Genomic DNA, 16243 nt, shown 5'->3' with positions numbered 1-16243 from the left:
GCAAAAGTGCATTTTCAAATTTTGAAAATGCACTTTTAAATTTATTACATTTCTTATACTGCTCTTTTCTTGAACGCTTTTTCTACTTCTTTATTTTCAATCGGCTTTCCAAGTATATAAACCGTAAGTATAGTTGCTACTAAACCTAATGGAAGTACTACAACTATTGGAAGTCCAAACCCTGCTGGAATATATCCAAAAACTATTGTTATTACTCCAATTGATAAAGAATACCACATTTGTGTTCTAACATGATCAAGATGATCACAAGCTGAACCCATAGAAGATAATATTGTTGTATCAGATATTGGTGAACAATGATCTCCAAATATAGCTCCTGTTAAAACTGCACTGGTACTCAATATGATATATTGAGCGTCCCCTGGTGCAATACCATTTGCTAATGGTATTGTAAGTGGCATAAGTATTCCCATGGTTCCATAAGAAGTTCCAGTTGCAAAAGATATTATAGATCCCATTATAAATATTATAGTTGGAAGTAAGAACTTTGGTAATGTGTCTGATAATATAGCAACTAGGAATTTAGCTGTTCCAAGTTCCTTTATAACTCCACTTAAAGACCATGCAAGTAAAAGTATTACTCCTGTTATAACTAATGATTTCATTCCTTCTACCCAAGTATCAATAGCTTCGCCTAATGTAAATATCTTCTTTGATATCCCCATTGCCATAGCAACGATACTTGCAAGCACTCCTGCTTGGAATAAAACAATGCTGGCATCAGATGCACTAAATGTTTCTCTTATAGCTGCAAAAGATGCTGGTGCTGAAGCTACTATAGCTTTTACAGCCTCATCTTCTCCACCCATTATTGTATTGTATCCATCTAAATAAAACCCTCCAAAGGCTCCTATTAAAAGTACGCCTATAGGAATTATGGCATTCCAAATACTTAATTTAATTCCTTCTCTTGGCTCAAGTCCTGTAGCTTCTGAAGATACCATAGGTTTTGCTGTATCTGATAATAATTTACCTTCATATCTTGCTCTTCTTTCCGCTTTAAGCATTGGTCCAAATTCTCTTAAAGTAACTGCTGTTACTACTATAAATATTAGTATTAATATATTATAAAATCTATATGGAATTGTTTCTAAAAATACTCCATATGCATTTACACTTTGTCCTATTTGAGAATATCCATCCTTTATTAAACTTACTTCATATCCTATCCATGTAGATATTAAAGCAATACCTGCAATTGGTGCTGCTGTAGCATCTACTATAAATGAAAGTTTTTCTCTTGAAATTTTCATTTTATCTGTAACTGGTCTCATTATAGGTCCAACTATAAGTGAATTTGCATAGTCATCAAAAAACACAAATATACCTAAAAGCCAAGTTATAATCTGTGCACTTACTGGGGTCTTTGCTTTTTTGGCAAGAGATTCTGCTACTGCTTTTGCTCCACCCATTTTTGAAACTATTGCTATAAGTCCACCTATAGACATACATTGTAAAATTATTCCTGCATTCCACGGATCTGCTAAGGAATCCCTAACTTTGTTTATAAGATCTAGAAATCCATAAAATATTGCATATCCTATACTATGTCCTGAAAGCTTTATTAAGAATGTTCCTGAAAGAACTCCAAGTGTTAAGGAAAGTACTACGTTTTTAGTAACAAAGGCAAGTATAATTGCAACTAATGGTGGTAATATTGTAAGTATTCCAAATTTATCCGCATTAATTTGTGCTGGATCTGGTTCAGCTGCAAATACTGTAGTAGTTAATACGAATAGAAATAAAAGGGTAAGTGTTGAAATTAAAGTTTTCTTTTTCATAATCTTTCTCCTCCTCATTTTTTATTAATTAAACCTCAGATTTAATTAATAGGTGAATACTCTGGGAGGAGAGTCCATCATAACAAAAAAGCCCTTGAAACTTTTCACTCAAGGACATCGATACACTTAAATACTAAAAGTGCATGCTCTTTGAATGATAGCTCTCCACAAATTACTTTGTGACAGTTTTACTCATATTATGAATAAAACCAGCTATATAGCCTTAAAGCTTTAGCTATACGCTTCGGCAATATTTCCTTTCACTATGTTTCCCATTGCTTATATCCACACAGATACTCTTAAATATCGCACCTCTATCGTCCGTCATATATTCACTTTTATTAAATTATAGCATTCACCTTATTATTATGCAATACTAATTGAGTATTTCAGCTTAGTAAATATATCCTTATATACTACTCTTTTAGAAATTGATTTGTATTTCTACATATTATATACTTAATAATATGCCCAAAAAATGGAGGAGGAATTATTTTATGGATTCGAAAGTTGAAATTAAAAACTATAACAAAAAACTCCTATATAGACTTAATAACATATTTATAAACTTTAAAACTGATAGGGATTTTTCATTATTTCTTATTGTTGGTATATTGACTGGAATTGCTAGTGGCATAAATTCTACAGTATTTAATAACTTTTTAAGCGATTCATATAATTTATCAGCTTCAGCTAGAGGTATAGTAGAATTCCCACGAGAACTTCCTGGAGCACTCATTGTAGTAGTTTTAGGAGTACTATCCTTTCTTGGAGACGTAAGGATGTCCATAGTAGGCATGGTCTTTGCATCATTAGGAATGGTAGGATTAGGTATACTTTCTCCTACTTTTGGAACAATGCTTATATGGATGATGATATTAAGTTTAGGAACTCATATTTTTCTACCTTTATCTGCAGGTATTGGAATGAATCTTTCTGAAAAAGAAAGCTATGGCACTAGACTTGGCAGATATAGTGCCTATAATTTATTTGCTACAATTATAGGATATGCAATAGTATGGTTTGGCTTTAAATATCTTGGACTTACTTATAAAATTGCATTTATAATTGCCGCTTTTTTTTATATTTTTGCAGCTATATTTTTAGGACTTATGACTTCTAAAAAGCCTGCAGTTAAAAAGGTGAAATTTGTGTTTAGAAGAAAATATACTTTATACTATATCCTTAGCTTTGTAAATGGGGCAAGAAAACAGATCTTTTTGACCTTTGCCCCTTGGGTGCTTATTCAGGTATACCACCTTGATCCACCCACTTTCGCAATACTCGGATTAATAATTTCAATGGTTAGTATTCTTACTAGAACAATTGTGGGAAATGCAATTGATATAAAAGGTGAACGCTTTGTTCTCTCTTTAGAGGCAGTAGTTCTTATAGTAATATGCCTTGGCTATTCCTTTGCTGCTGATGTAGCTCCAACAGGAATTGCAGTTGTTGTTATTGCAGCCTGCTATGTAATTGATAACTCTCTAAGTGTTGTAGAAATGGCCAGGTCAACTTATATAAAGAAGATAGCTGTTGATCCTGATGATGTAACCCCTACCTTATCTGCGGGAACAAGTTTTGATCACGTTATAGCTATGACCATTCCCTTTCTAGGAGGATTGTTATGGACAGCTATGGGATATAAATATGTTTTCATCGTTGCAGCTTTTATTTCACTTATTAATTTATTCTTATCTTTGAAAATAAAAATAATATAATTACTTTTGAGTGCTTGTGATCTATTTATAACCTCTTAAAATTTTCCTCCTTATTTCCATAGGTTGGTACAGTTTTTTGACTAATGCATAAAATAATATTGTAGTTAATTTATTTAGGAGGAAACCATTTTGTACGATATGGATTCTAAGAAAAAACCTGCATTAGATAATCCTGCACTTCAAAGATGTTTAGAAATTATAAAGGAATCTGTACAAGGAGAGAAAAATGATGAGTTATTTTACAATTATCTTATAAGTACAGCTCCCACAGATGAGGAAAAGATGATAATTACAAGTATACGAAATGATGAAATTAAACATAATAAAATGTTTAGGGCAATTTACAAATACTTTACTAATAAGGATATAACAGCTTCTGAAGATAAAACCTTTCAAAGACCTGCATCCTATATAGATGGTATTAGAGTTGCTTTATTTGGAGAATTAAGTGCCGTAGAAAGATATAGAGATATTAAAAAATGTCTTCCACTTGGAACCTTTAGAGATATGCTATTTGAAATAATTACTGATGAAATAAAACATGCCATAAAATATAATTATATTTTTACGTTAAATAAAGAATGTGTTTGCGAGCCTACAGCTGTGTCTCCTGCTGTTGAAACACAACCTGCACCACAAACAAAGACTCAAACTAAAACTAAACCTGCAGAAACTGCCCCTGTCGCCGAAGCTCCTACGCAGGAAGCCCAAAATGACACCATGGGTAAGGCCGGAAAGATTATTACTCCTATAGATATGGGAGTATCACCTGAAACTACAGAAGTTCAGCCTGTAGATTTAAAAGGTGCAAAAGGGTAGAATTTAAAAAGAATCGCTAATCCCGATCACTAATTAACTTTAATAGTTTAACAATAGCAATCCGGGATTAGCGATTAATTAACTTCTCAATATTATCATGCATGAAAGTTTATTAAACGACATTATTACAGCTATTTTATTATTTCCATTTTAGTTCCTCTTTTTAATGTATTTTCATAATCTATGAAATCATAAACATCTTCTATAAAGAGTTCGCTAAATCCTTTAAGTTGATCAAGAGTTAGCTCTTCTATAGCCCTATTTTCTTTTTCACAGTAAAGAACTATTTCACCTATTACTTTATGAGCATCTCTAAATGCCATTCCCTTACCTACTAAGTAATCTGCTGCTTCTGTAGCATTTAAGAACCCAGCTTTAACAGCCTTTACGGTATTTTCTTTCTTAACTTTTAAACTTCCAAGCATTCCATCCATTACTTTTACGCACGCAAGTACAGTATCTAATGCATCAAAAAATCCTTCTTTATCTTCTTGCATATCTTTATTATAAGCAAGAGGAATTCCTTTCATTGTAGTTAAAATTCTAACTAAGCTTCCGTATACTCTTCCAGTTTTACCTCTTATAAGTTCTGCTGCATCAGGATTTTTCTTTTGAGGCATGATAGAACTTCCTGTGGAAAATTCATCACTAATTTGTATAAAGTTAAATTCTTTACTGCTCCAAAGTATAAGTTCTTCACTTAATCTACTTAAATGCATCATTATTATAGAAAAAGCACCGGTAAGTTCTACTACAAAATCCCTGTCACTTACTCCATCCATAAAGTTATCAACTGGTTTACTAAATCCTAATTCCTTTGCAGTAAATTCTCTATCTGTGCTATAAGTTGTTCCTGCTAATGCACAGCATCCAAGTGGGCTTTCGTTCATTATTTCTATTGCATTTTCTATTCTTTTCTTATCCCTTGAAAGCATTTGGTAATATGTCATTATGTGATATTTAAATGTTACTACTTGTGCTCTTTGAAGATGAGTATATCCAGGCATTATAACTTCATTTTCCTGACCCACTCTTAAAATAGTTTGTTGAAGAGATTCTATATACTTTATTACTTCCTTACTCTTTTTTATGCTATAAAGTCTTAAATCTACCGCTACCTGGTCATTTCTACTTCTTGCTGTATGAAGCTTTTTCCCAAATTCTCCTATGCGCTTTGTTAAATTCATTTCTACAAAGCTATGTATATCTTCATAGTCGCCTTCTATTATAAGCTTACCTTCTTCAATATCTACAAGTATTGAATTAAGCCCCTCTATAATTTTATCTCTTTCTTCTTCTGTCAATATATCACACTTAGCAAGCATTTTTACATGTGCTATACTTCCTGTTATATCCTCTTTATATAATCTTTTATCAAAACTTAGTGAGCTATTAAAGTCCTCCATAAGTTTACTTTCTTCCGTTTCAAATCTTCCGCCCCAAAGCTTCATATTTTTACTCCCTTCATCTTTTACAGTAATTTTTATAGAATAAAGGAAGCTTGCAATGCAAACTTCCTAATTTTATACATACTAATACATTTCAGTCTCTAGTAGCTAAAAGCATTCTTACCATTCCCTAGCAATTAGTGACTAATGACTATTATCAACGCTTATTACTTGTTACTGTTCTTAAGTGCTTTTATTCTATATGGTAATCCAAATAATCTTATAAATCCACCTGCATCTTTGTGGCTGTATAAATCGCTAGCCCCAAAGGAAGATATATTCATATCATATAATGCATAAGGAGAAGTTACTCCAGCATTTGTTACATTACCCTTGTAAAGTTTTAATTTTACATCTCCTGTAACATGTTCCTGAGTAGTATCTACAAAAGCATCTAAAGATTCTTTTAATGTAGTAAACCATAATCCATTATAAACAAGTTCTGCATACTTTTGAGAAACTAATTGCTTATAGTGATATGTTTCTTTATCTAAAGTAAGTCTTTCAAGTTCCTTATGTGCCTTGTAAAGTATAGTTCCAGCAGGAGTTTCGTATATACCTCTTGATTTCATTCCTACAAGTCTATTTTCTAAAATATCTACTACTCCTACTCCGTTTTCTCCACCAATCTTGTTTAACATAGTCACAATTTCTACAGGAGATACAGTTTCTCCATTTACTTTCACAGGTATACCTTTTTCAAAAGATATTTCAACATAAGTAGGTTCATCTTTTGCCTTTTCAGCTGGAGTAATCATATCATACATTTCTGACTTATGTTCATTTGCTGGGTCTTCTAAATCTCCACCTTCATGACTTGTATGCCATATATTTTTATCTACAGAATATATTTTTGCCTTAGTTACAGGTACTTCTACATTATGAGCTGTAGCATAATCTATAGCATCTTCTCTAGATGCTATATCCCATATTCTCCAAGGTGCTATAATTTCTATGGATGGATCGAAGGATGCAATTGCAACTTCAAATCTAACCTGGTCATTACCTTTACCAGTACATCCATGACATATATATTTAGCACCTTCTTTATGAGCAATTTCTACTAATTTTTTTGCCATTAAAGGTCTTGCAAATGAAGTTCCAAGTAAATAATCATCTTCATATACAGCCCCTGCTTTTAATGCTTTAAACACATAGTCTGAAACAAATTCTTCCTTCGCATCTTCAATATAAGCCTTTATTGCTCCTGTTCTTAAAGCCTTAGCTTCAACGTCTTCCATATTATCATCTTGACCTACGTTTATACATACTGCTATAACTTCTAAGTCATAATTTTCTTGAAGCCATGGAATTATTATTGAAGTATCTAATCCTCCTGAATATGCTAAAACAACTTTTTCCTTATTCATTTAAAAGCCCCCCGATTTATTTATTAATATTTAAAATTCGAAACTTAACAGAATTAATAACTATAAAATTGTTACTTTGCCCCAATTATATTACTTTCTTTAAAAATTCACGCGTTCTATCTTCTGCCGGATTTGTAAACATTTCTTCTGGTGTTCCCTCTTCTACGATTTTTCCACCATCCATAAATATTACTCTATCCGCTACATCCTTTGCAAAGCCCATTTCATGCGTTACAACTACCATAGTCATACCTTCTGACGCAAGTTCTTTCATAACATTTAAAACTTCTCCAACAAGTTCTGGGTCAAGTGCTGATGTAGGTTCATCAAATAGCATTATATCTGGTTCCATAGCAAGTGCTCTTGCTATAGCAACCCTTTGTTTTTGTCCACCGGATAATTTTGATGGATAATAATCCATCTTATCTGCAAGCCCAACCTTTGTTAAAAGTTTTTTGGCTCTTTCTTCTATAACCTTTTTGTCTTCCTTTTTTACTGTAATAGGTGCTTCCATTACATTTTGAATAGCTGTCATATGTGGGAAAAGATTAAAGTTTTGAAAAACCATTCCCATTTTTGTAGTTATTCTTCTTATAAGAGCCTTATCATTTTCTTTTAGCTCTTCGTCTTCAATTATTATTTTACCTTCATTTATTGTTTCCAAGTGATTTAAGCATCTTAAGAAGGTACTTTTCCCTGAACCTGAAGGTCCTATTATAACAAGCACTTCTCCTTTTGATACATTTACACTTAAATTTTCAAATACAGTTAAATCACCAAATCTTTTTGTTACATTTTTAGCTTCAATCATGTACATATAAGAGCCCTCCTATTAATATCTTGATAATTTCTTTTCCCAAACTGAGAATATCCCTGTAAATACAGTAGTTAATCCTAAATATATACATGCTGCAATGAAGAATGGCTCCATTGGTCTAAAGTTTGAAGAATAAATCTGTTGTGCAGATCTCATAAGTTCAACCATTGCTATAGTTGAAACCAAAGAAGTATCCTTAAGCATTGTTATAAATTCATTTCCTACTGGTGGTAATAATACTCTTATAGTCTGAGGTAAAATTACTCTTATCATGGTTTGAGAATAAGTAAATCCTAATGCCTTACATGCTTCAAATTGCCCTTTATCTACTGAAATTATACCACCTCTTATTATTTCTGCCATATATGCACCTGAGTTTAAGCTTAATCCAATTATCGCTGCACTCATCGGCTCTAGCTCAATTCCTACAAATGGTAATCCATAGTAAAAGAAGAACAATTGTAATAGCATTGGAGTTCCTCTTATAATCCATGTATAAAATGAAGCTATGACATTTATAAATGGATTTTTAGTTAGTTTCAATAATGCTACAATTATACCTATTAGTGTACCCAATACTACTGATATAACCGTCAATTCTATAGTTATACCTGTAGCCTTAATAAGTATAGGAAATATCTCCTTTAATAAATTAATTTCCAATGTTTTAGACCCCCTAATAAAATGTTATTTATTTATATATATCTTCTCCAAACCACTTCTCTGATAACTTAGACATTGTTCCATCTGCCTTAAGTTCATTTACAGCCTTTTGAACTGCCTCTTGTAATTCTTTTTCACCCTTTTTAAATGCAATTCCAATTGGCTCTTGATCTAGTACAACAGCTACTTCAAATTTATCTTTTTCTTTTGATAAATAATATCTTCCAACAAACTCATCTACAACTACTGCACTAAGTCTTCCTATTTCAAGATCGTGGAATGGTTGAGTTGCTTTATCATAAGTTTTTATTTCTTTAATTCCCTCAACTTTTTTTGCAGCTTCTTCGCCAGTTGTTCCAAGCTGAGTGCCTACAACCTTACCCTTTAAATCATTAACACTTTTTATATCTGTAGTACCCTTTTTAACTACAATCACCTGACCACCTTTAACATATGGCTCTGAAAAGTCAACTTCCTTTGCTCTTTTTTCTGTAATACTTATAGCTGAAATTCCAACATCAAATTTTCCTGCATTAAGTGCCATTGTAAGTCCGCCAAATTCAGTTAAAATGAAATCTGCTTCAACGCCCAATTTCTTTGCTATTTCTTTTGATAAATCAATATCAAATCCAACTAATTCATTTTTACTATCCCTAAACTCTAGTGGTGGATATGTGTCCTCAAGTCCTATTCTAAGTTTTTTCTGTGTCTTTACAGATTCCAATGCATTTGCTGCTTTCTTTTCTTCAGTTTTCCCGCATCCAGCAAATATTGCTCCCGCCACTACCATACTTAAAACTAATGATAATATCTTTCTAGCTTTCATTTTATTCTCTCCTTTTTTATTTTTATTTTATGTACTATTTCTAATATTACAACATATTTAAAACTTTGTTAATATTAATTGTTTAATAAACAGTCATTATTAACAAAGTTTTTTACAGTAGCTATCCCTGTGCATTGGAAACACAGGGATAACTTATATAATTATTATAAAAGGGGTCTGCTAATTTTTATATATATCAAATCCAAACCATTTTTCTGATAACTTAGACATTGTTCCATCTGCCTTTAACTCATCTAATGCCTTTTGTACTGCATCTCTAAGATGAGTATCCTCTTTTCTAAAACCTATTCCTACAGGTTCCTGAGAGAGCTTAGCATCAAGTATAACTAGTTCGTCTCCCTTTTTCTTTAAGTAAAAACCGCCTACCTGACCATCTGCAATTACAGCATCTATTCTTCCTACAGTCAAGTCATTAAAAGCCTCTGTTACTCCATCATATTTTTTAAGATCTTTTATACCTTCTATTTTATTTGCTGCCATTTCTCCAGTAGTTCCTAATTGAACTCCTATTGTCTTACCTTTTAAGTCTTCAGCAGTTTTTATGCTAGTATTTCCCTTTTTAACTACTATTCTCTGTCCACCTACTATATATGGCTCTGAGAAGCTTATTTCCTGCTTTCTCGCATCTGTTATAGTCATACAAGAGAGAATCATATCAAACTTTTTAGATTTTAATGAAAGTATTATTCCTTTCCAATCATTTGTTTTAACCTCTACTTGCACTCCTAGCTTCTTTCCTATTTCTTGACCTAAATCAATATCAAAACCAACTAACTTTTGACTTTCATCTCTAAATTCCATTGGTGGATATGTGTCATTAAGTCCCATAGTAAGTACTCCAGCCTTTTGAACTCTTTCTAATGAATTTAAGTTTTCAGTACTCTTTGCCCCTTGAGTACTTTGAGTTTTTTGGCATGCTGCAAGCACACCACCTGCAAGAATGATAGTACATAAAAGACTTATAATTTTCTTAGTTTTCATTGCCCCCAACTCCTTATCTGTATTGCCCTCTTATGATAAAGATTATACATTTATATTTATATTTATGCAATAGCTTTTTAAAAAATTTTTAAATATTTTTTTCATAAAATAATTTATTTATTTACCCTATATTCCTTTATTCCCAGTGAGGACATTTAATTTTACGTTTACAAGCCCTAGATTTAATCTTTTGTATCTTTTTCAAACTTTTCAGATAACTTATGAATATTTATACATACATGCATAAATAAAAACTCTCTATATAAAATAGTTTCTATAGAGAGTTTAATAATTTTTTATATTAAATTAATCATTAGATATGTTTATAACTTTAATATTAGCCTATTACCTGATAAAATATAATTTTGCTTTAATTAAATTGCTTTCAATTCTAGTTACTACTATGCTATATGGATGCCCCTCTAAAAAACTTTTTAAAGACTTACTCTTAAAACTTTCTATAGTTTTGATTTCAGTACCATCCTTTAATGTTACAACTAAAAATTCTTCCCTTGTTTTTATATAAAGATTATCCCACTCTTTTACATTATAATTTTTATTTACTATAGAAAATATTAAACCATTTTTTAAGACAACTTCTTTTATTACAAAATACTTTTTATCTAATTCTTTATTTTCTTTTTGAAGCTTATTTATCTCAGTTTCTTTCTTTAATATATCAGCTTTCAAATCATTTATAGACTTTAAATACTTTTCTATATTTTTTTCACTATTTAAAATTGATTTCTCTTTCTTTTTACGTAAATGTTCTATTAATTTGTTCCCATTCATAACTTTCCCCTTGGTATATAATAATTTTTCCTATAAAATATATATATGAACATGAAATGAGGTATTTGTAATGAAAAAAAGATTAGATATATTTATAGACGTTATTTATAATTCTTTTGAAAAAGTTCAATATTTAACAGGAGAATATTTAACAAAAATAGGGAATAAGGTAAACATTTTCAAAAACAAAAGCGAACTAATAAATGCTAGCTACAATTCATTAATTGCAGAAAAACAAACTATGGAAAAAAGTTTATTATCAGAGCTAAATTCCTTAAAGGAAACTGATAATAAACTTATACTACAAATTAAAGAATATAAATTCAAAAATGAAAATCTTAAAAATGATATAGAAGTTCTTCAAGAAATGTTTTTTTCTAAATAGGCTTACTTTTATCTAAGCTTTCTTCAATTATTTCTTTAATTTTTTCTGATAAATTGCTTTGTTCTTCACGTGATAAAGTGCTTGGATCTATAGGCCTGTTTATTATTAAATTTACCTCTGCACTTTTTATTTTATTTTTAGGGTTGCCTTCCATACATTTATAAGTTCCATCTATAGCTATTGGTACGATTGGAACTTCTGCCTTTATTCCAAGTTTCATACTGCCTTTTTTAAATTCCCCTAATGAAGGTCCCTTGCTTCTAGTTCCTTCAGGGAATATAACCATAGAGTATCCGTTCTTCAAGTTTTCTATTCCTTCATTTATAGACTTTATTGACTCTCTTACATTACTTCTATCCATAAATACACAATGAATTTCCTTCATCCAATCGCTTATGATGGTATGTTTCTCCATCTCCTTTTTTGCGATGAATCCCATAGGCCTTTTTATCCCTGAAAGTATTAATGGAATATCTAAAAGACTTTGATGATTACCTACATATAAACAACTACCTTCCGGTAAGTTTTCTATTCCTTTTATATTTACTTTCATACCTACTTTATCAATTATGAATTTTGCCCAGTTAACAGCATAGTTATATACTAATTCCTCTGCTGCTTTCTCTCCCTTTTCCTTCTTTATTTTTTTAAAACTATTCTTTTTGAATAATAACCTTGCCATGTATACTCCAAATTGAAGATATAGCCATAAATTTTTCATGTAATTTCACTCCTCTGTAAATATTGCAATTATCACATGACTACCCACCTTAGTAGTTCCATATAATTTAAGTTTCACTTTATATTATAACACAAAGTATTATATTTCTTCTATTGGTTATAATCATTAATAATGTGAGGCAATACAAATACTTTAGATTCCATGATAAGGAGCTCTATAAATGAAATGTTACAAAAAATACAATCTAGTTATACTGTTAGTAATTATTTTGCTCTTAACTTCTTGCAGTACAAGTATAAATACCTACAATAATGTTAAAAACAATATACTAAAAGTGCACTTTATAGATGTTGGTCAGGGTGATTCTATACTTCTATCCTTTAATAATCATCATATGCTTATAGATTCAGGCACCTTAGAGTCAAGTGATAACTTAATAAAGTATCTTAAAAAAAATAATATAAAGAAATTTGATTATGTATTAGCTACTCATCCTCATGATGATCATATAGGAAGTATGAAATATATTATAAAAGATTTTAAAATAGAAAATTTCTACGCTCCTAAAGCTCTAAGTGAAGAAAGTTCCTTTAAAGACATGGTAAATTACCTAAGGATTAAAAATTTAAAAATAAAAATAGCTAAAAATGGAGTGAATTTTGATTTAGGAAATGAAGTACATTGTGAAATGCTTTCTCCTATAAGAAGCACTTATGATAATTTAAATAATTATTCTGCCGTACTTAAAGTCTGTTATGGAGGTATATCATTTTTATTTATGGGAGACGCAGAACTTGAAAGTGAGTTAGATATTTTAAATCAAAAAACCGATGTGAAATCTACTGTGCTAAAGGTTGGCCACCATGGCAGTAATACTTCAACATCGGAACTATTTTTAAAAGAGGTTTCTCCTAGAATTGCTATAATAAGCTGTGGGAAACACAACATGTTCAATCATCCTTCTAAAGATATATTAAAAAAGCTTATAAACCTTAATGTTAAAATCTATAGAACAGATATAGATGGGACTGTTGTACTTTCTACAAATGGTAAAACTATATCAAAGTTATATTAATGCTTAAAGTTTTGCTTATTTCCTTTAAAAAGGATATATACTCCAAACAATATTAGTATTATAGGCACTAAGAACTTATTCATAACTGATTTAACATAATAATATACATCGAGTCCTACTAATGTTTTATCAAGTATGGCCATTATACCTATAATTATAAAAAGTATACCTATAACATTCCATAACTTCTTACTACTTGCTTGAAAATTATTAGTCATTGTTCCATTATTGTTTATAAATTTATCCATTATAAAGCTTGAATCCATAATAATTTCTCCTTGATCAATCCTATTTGCTAAATTAAAAGTATCTATAAATGTATAAAACCAAAATATTATTTTCAATATTCCTGCAATCCCTAGCCCTATTATCCCAAATACTGGTTCAATAAGTAAATATATAGCTAATGCTTCTAGACCCTTCTTCATAAGTCCTAAATACATATATCCTACTCCAGGTATTAGAGCTGCCAAAAATGTTAGAAAACTACTCCTTCTCATTTTATATCCTCCCCAAAATTATCTTTTATAAAACTTTCTTTATAGTTAGATTGTATTATATTTGTCTTCAACTTAAGTTGAAGCTGTATATCTAAAATTTCTGACATTATATCCGTGTTGTATATTACAAGCATAAGAATACCTGCAAATATAAAACTTAATCCTGATGATATATTTTTTCTTAAATGAATGCTTGATGAAGGCTCTGCATAAAGCTTATTTAAAAGTCTTTCTGTATAATCCTTTGAAACTTTTACTTCATTAAAAGAATTCTTTATTATTTCTTCAAAATTCTTTTCCTCATTACTCAAACTCAAATCCTCCTTCTTTTAAATAGGCCTTCAGCCTTTTCTTTGCCCTGTATATCCGTCCTTCTACATTTTTAGGAGATATATCTAAAATATTGCTTACTTCCTTTTGAGTAAGCCCTATAAAATAATAAAGCACTATACAAATCCTTAAATCTTCTGGAAGATTGGATACTGCTTCTCTTACTGCATTTTTATCATCCTTATCAAATGTATTTTCTATTTCTTTATTTATTTGAAATAGCCCGGTCAAAAATCCTTTTATATTTTTTCTTCTTTTGTAATCTAAACATCTTGATACAGTAATCTTATATATATATGTGGATAATGAAGCTTCTTCTCTAAAGTTTTTTATTCCTTTATATATGCTTATAAAAACTTCTTGAGATATATCTTCTGCTTCTCCATAGTCTTGAGTGTAGCTATAACATAGAGATACTATCTTATTTTTATAAAGTTCAACAACCTCTATAAAACTTTCTTCATTATTTTCTTTAAGAGCTTTAACAATCTCATCTTCCTTCACTCTACCACTCCTGACTAGTAGATACATTTATAGTCCCTGCATCCACCTTTATATCCACCTTTCCTGTTCCATCGCCTAATGTGGTCACTATACTTGAATTAACTCTTCCTCCACCATTAAGATTTACCTTTCCCTTGTTTAAATTTAAGTTTGCCTGAATATTATGGTCTATAGTTTTTACATTCACTGTTCCTCTTTCAAGTATCACTTTTATATTTTTGCAAAACTTATTTTCTATATTTACTTTACCATTATCCATTTCTATAATACTCTCTTCTACCCTATCTCCATTAATGCTTACATTACCATTGTTTCCATTAATCATAGAATATTTTATATTACTACCATTTATATTAAAATTATCTATATCCATCTTTAATAACTTAAGACCTTTAAAATTAAAGATTCCATTATCTCCACTTATATAAAGTTCACTATTTATAAGTTCATCTTCTGTATTTAATTTCATGTTATCATTTTGGAATTTTATATTATACCCATCTGGAATATATATAATGCCACTTACCCCTTTTACATAGCTTTCATTTATATTTATCTTATAGCCATCAGAAACCTTTTGTTCTTTTATATCATAGTTATTTATATTACTTCGATTATTTATATGAACATATATATCAAGTTTTATTTTATCATCAGTAGACTTTCTTATTTTCAAGTCACTATTATCTGTAATAAATTCTATTTTATTTCCTAACTTATCTAAGGTTTTATCTACCTTAATATTTTTACCGTTTCCTAAATCAAATATATTTTCTGAAATATTAAGACCATTTTCAAGTATATTAAATTCTTTTCCTATTGGCTTTAATATGTTTACATACAAACTAGCAAATATAAATGCTATAATTAAAGGAATCATTGAAAAGTTAAATCCTATTCTTTCTCCTTCCTTCTTGTTATTAAATAAAAATATTATTTCTAAGCCAAATAATATTATTAAAATTGGCCACCACTTAATCAATTGATCTGCTAAACTTAAATTTACATTTCTGACAAGAAGCCATACTCCAAGAAATATAAAGCCTAGAGCAGAAGTGATAGTTCCTACTCTTTTCATATCTTTACCACCTTTCAAAAATTATCTTCTTATTAATATAGACGTATTATAATATATATATCCCACAAACCTTTTATAAAAAAACATAACTTAAAAATTATTTTTTTAATCATAAAAAATAAAGACTTCCCATTAAGGAAGTCTTTAATATTTTATGCACTTATTTATTCAAAAAATAAAAATGGCTCCGTGGAGAGGGCTCGAACCTCCAACCCTTCGGTTAACAGCCGAATGCTCTGCCATTGAGCTACCACGGAACAAATTTATCTGGCAACGACCTACTCTCCCACCGGGCCTCCCCGGCAGTACCATTGGCGCTTTGAAGCTTAACCTTCGTGTTCGGAATGGGTACGGGTGTTACCTTCAAGCCATAATCACCAGATATATAGAAAGAACTATGTTCTTTCAAAATTGCACAGAGTACTATTA

General features: G+C 30.4%; 17 protein-coding genes, 1 tRNA gene, 1 rRNA gene and 1 riboswitch. Of the genes, 4 read left to right on the top strand and 15 right to left on the bottom strand.

Annotated features, from left to right (window positions below; genetic code table 11):
• Positions 1–53: 53 nt before the first annotated feature.
• Positions 54–1802 (bottom strand): Na+/H+ antiporter NhaC family protein, encoded by a 1749-nt coding sequence (locus tag DP68_RS11535; protein WP_035309648.1) that lies wholly within the window; start codon positions 1800–1802, stop codon positions 54–56.
• 150 nt (positions 1803–1952) lie between these two features.
• Positions 1953–2127, bottom strand: a riboswitch (Lysine riboswitch).
• 172 nt (positions 2128–2299) lie between these two features.
• Between DP68_RS11535 and DP68_RS11530 the strand changes: the two genes are divergently transcribed.
• Both DP68_RS11530 and DP68_RS18965 read left to right on the top strand, forming a co-directional pair.
• Positions 2300–3523, top strand: coding sequence for an MFS transporter (locus DP68_RS11530; protein ID WP_291548794.1), 1224 nt, complete (start codon positions 2300–2302; stop codon positions 3521–3523).
• A gap of 138 nt (positions 3524–3661) precedes the next feature.
• A complete protein-coding gene (locus DP68_RS18965; RefSeq protein WP_291548813.1) occupies positions 3662–4342 on the top strand; it encodes a ferritin-like domain-containing protein in 681 nt (226 codons plus the stop codon).
• Between the two features lie 131 nt (positions 4343–4473).
• Here DP68_RS18965 and argH read toward each other — a convergent pair whose 3' ends face one another.
• The 7 genes from argH to DP68_RS11490 all read right to left on the bottom strand — a co-directional run bounded on the left by argH (position 4474) and on the right by DP68_RS11490 (position 11260).
• Complete coding sequence (argH, locus tag DP68_RS11520) at positions 4474–5793, bottom strand: argininosuccinate lyase (RefSeq protein WP_035309647.1); 1320 nt, start codon at positions 5791–5793, stop codon at positions 4474–4476.
• 164 nt (positions 5794–5957) lie between these two features.
• On the bottom strand, positions 5958–7160 hold the full coding sequence (locus DP68_RS11515; protein WP_035309646.1) for an argininosuccinate synthase: 1203 nt from the start codon (positions 7158–7160) through the stop codon (positions 5958–5960).
• Between the two features lie 85 nt (positions 7161–7245).
• Positions 7246–7977, bottom strand: a complete 732-nt coding sequence (locus DP68_RS11510; RefSeq protein ID WP_035309644.1) for an amino acid ABC transporter ATP-binding protein — start codon at positions 7975–7977, stop codon at positions 7246–7248.
• A gap of 15 nt (positions 7978–7992) precedes the next feature.
• Entirely contained in the window at positions 7993–8640 is a 648-nt protein-coding gene (locus DP68_RS11505) for an amino acid ABC transporter permease (protein WP_035309642.1), read from the bottom strand.
• 28 nt (positions 8641–8668) lie between these two features.
• The gene (locus DP68_RS11500; RefSeq protein ID WP_035309640.1) at positions 8669–9466 is read right to left on the bottom strand and encodes an ABC transporter substrate-binding protein; all 798 of its coding nucleotides are present in this window, start codon (positions 9464–9466) and stop codon (positions 8669–8671) included.
• Positions 9467–9646: 180 nt separating this feature from the next.
• Positions 9647–10468, bottom strand: coding sequence for an ABC transporter substrate-binding protein (locus DP68_RS11495; RefSeq protein ID WP_035309638.1), 822 nt, complete (start codon positions 10466–10468; stop codon positions 9647–9649).
• A gap of 345 nt (positions 10469–10813) precedes the next feature.
• The gene (locus DP68_RS11490) at positions 10814–11260 is read right to left on the bottom strand and encodes a hypothetical protein (RefSeq protein WP_035309636.1); all 447 of its coding nucleotides are present in this window, start codon (positions 11258–11260) and stop codon (positions 10814–10816) included.
• A 70-nt stretch (positions 11261–11330) separates the two neighbouring features.
• Here DP68_RS11490 and DP68_RS11485 point away from each other — a divergent pair, with 70 nt between their 5' ends.
• Positions 11331–11645, top strand: a complete 315-nt coding sequence (locus DP68_RS11485; RefSeq protein ID WP_035309634.1) for a hypothetical protein — start codon at positions 11331–11333, stop codon at positions 11643–11645.
• Here DP68_RS11485 and DP68_RS11480 read toward each other — a convergent pair.
• Positions 11638–12366 (bottom strand): lysophospholipid acyltransferase family protein, encoded by a 729-nt coding sequence (locus DP68_RS11480; protein ID WP_035309632.1) that lies wholly within the window; start codon positions 12364–12366, stop codon positions 11638–11640. The genes DP68_RS11485 and DP68_RS11480 overlap by 8 nt on opposite strands.
• A gap of 181 nt (positions 12367–12547) precedes the next feature.
• Between DP68_RS11480 and DP68_RS11475 the strand changes: the two genes are divergently transcribed.
• Positions 12548–13402, top strand: a complete 855-nt coding sequence (locus tag DP68_RS11475) for a ComEC/Rec2 family competence protein (RefSeq protein WP_035309631.1) — start codon at positions 12548–12550, stop codon at positions 13400–13402.
• Here DP68_RS11475 and DP68_RS11470 read toward each other — a convergent pair.
• From DP68_RS11470 to rrf, 6 genes are all read right to left on the bottom strand, one after another.
• On the bottom strand, positions 13399–13902 hold the full coding sequence (locus DP68_RS11470) for a hypothetical protein (protein WP_035309629.1): 504 nt from the start codon (positions 13900–13902) through the stop codon (positions 13399–13401). The two genes, DP68_RS11475 and DP68_RS11470, sit on opposite strands and share 4 nt — an antisense overlap.
• Complete coding sequence (locus DP68_RS11465; RefSeq protein ID WP_035309627.1) at positions 13899–14213, bottom strand: hypothetical protein; 315 nt, start codon at positions 14211–14213, stop codon at positions 13899–13901. Before DP68_RS11465 ends, DP68_RS11470 begins: the two co-directional genes overlap by 4 nt.
• The gene (locus DP68_RS11460; protein ID WP_035309624.1) at positions 14206–14736 is read right to left on the bottom strand and encodes an RNA polymerase sigma factor; all 531 of its coding nucleotides are present in this window, start codon (positions 14734–14736) and stop codon (positions 14206–14208) included. The genes DP68_RS11465 and DP68_RS11460 overlap by 8 nt, the downstream gene beginning before the upstream one ends.
• Position 14737: 1 nt before the next feature.
• A complete protein-coding gene (locus DP68_RS11455) occupies positions 14738–15814 on the bottom strand; it encodes a DUF4097 family beta strand repeat-containing protein (RefSeq protein WP_035309622.1) in 1077 nt (358 codons plus the stop codon).
• Positions 15815–15996: 182 nt separating this feature from the next.
• A tRNA-Asn gene (locus tag DP68_RS11450) sits at positions 15997–16071 on the bottom strand.
• An 8-nt stretch (positions 16072–16079) separates the two neighbouring features.
• A 5S ribosomal RNA gene (rrf, locus tag DP68_RS11445) occupies positions 16080–16196 on the bottom strand.
• Between the last annotated feature and the right edge of the window lie 47 nt (positions 16197–16243).

Origin of the sequence: Clostridium sp. HMP27 (genome assembly GCF_000765165.1) — a bacterium.
Lineage (GTDB): Bacteria > Bacillota > Clostridia > Clostridiales > Clostridiaceae > Clostridium_AK.
Note: the sequence above shows the minus strand (reverse complement) of the source record. Positions and strands in the feature narration are given on the sequence as shown.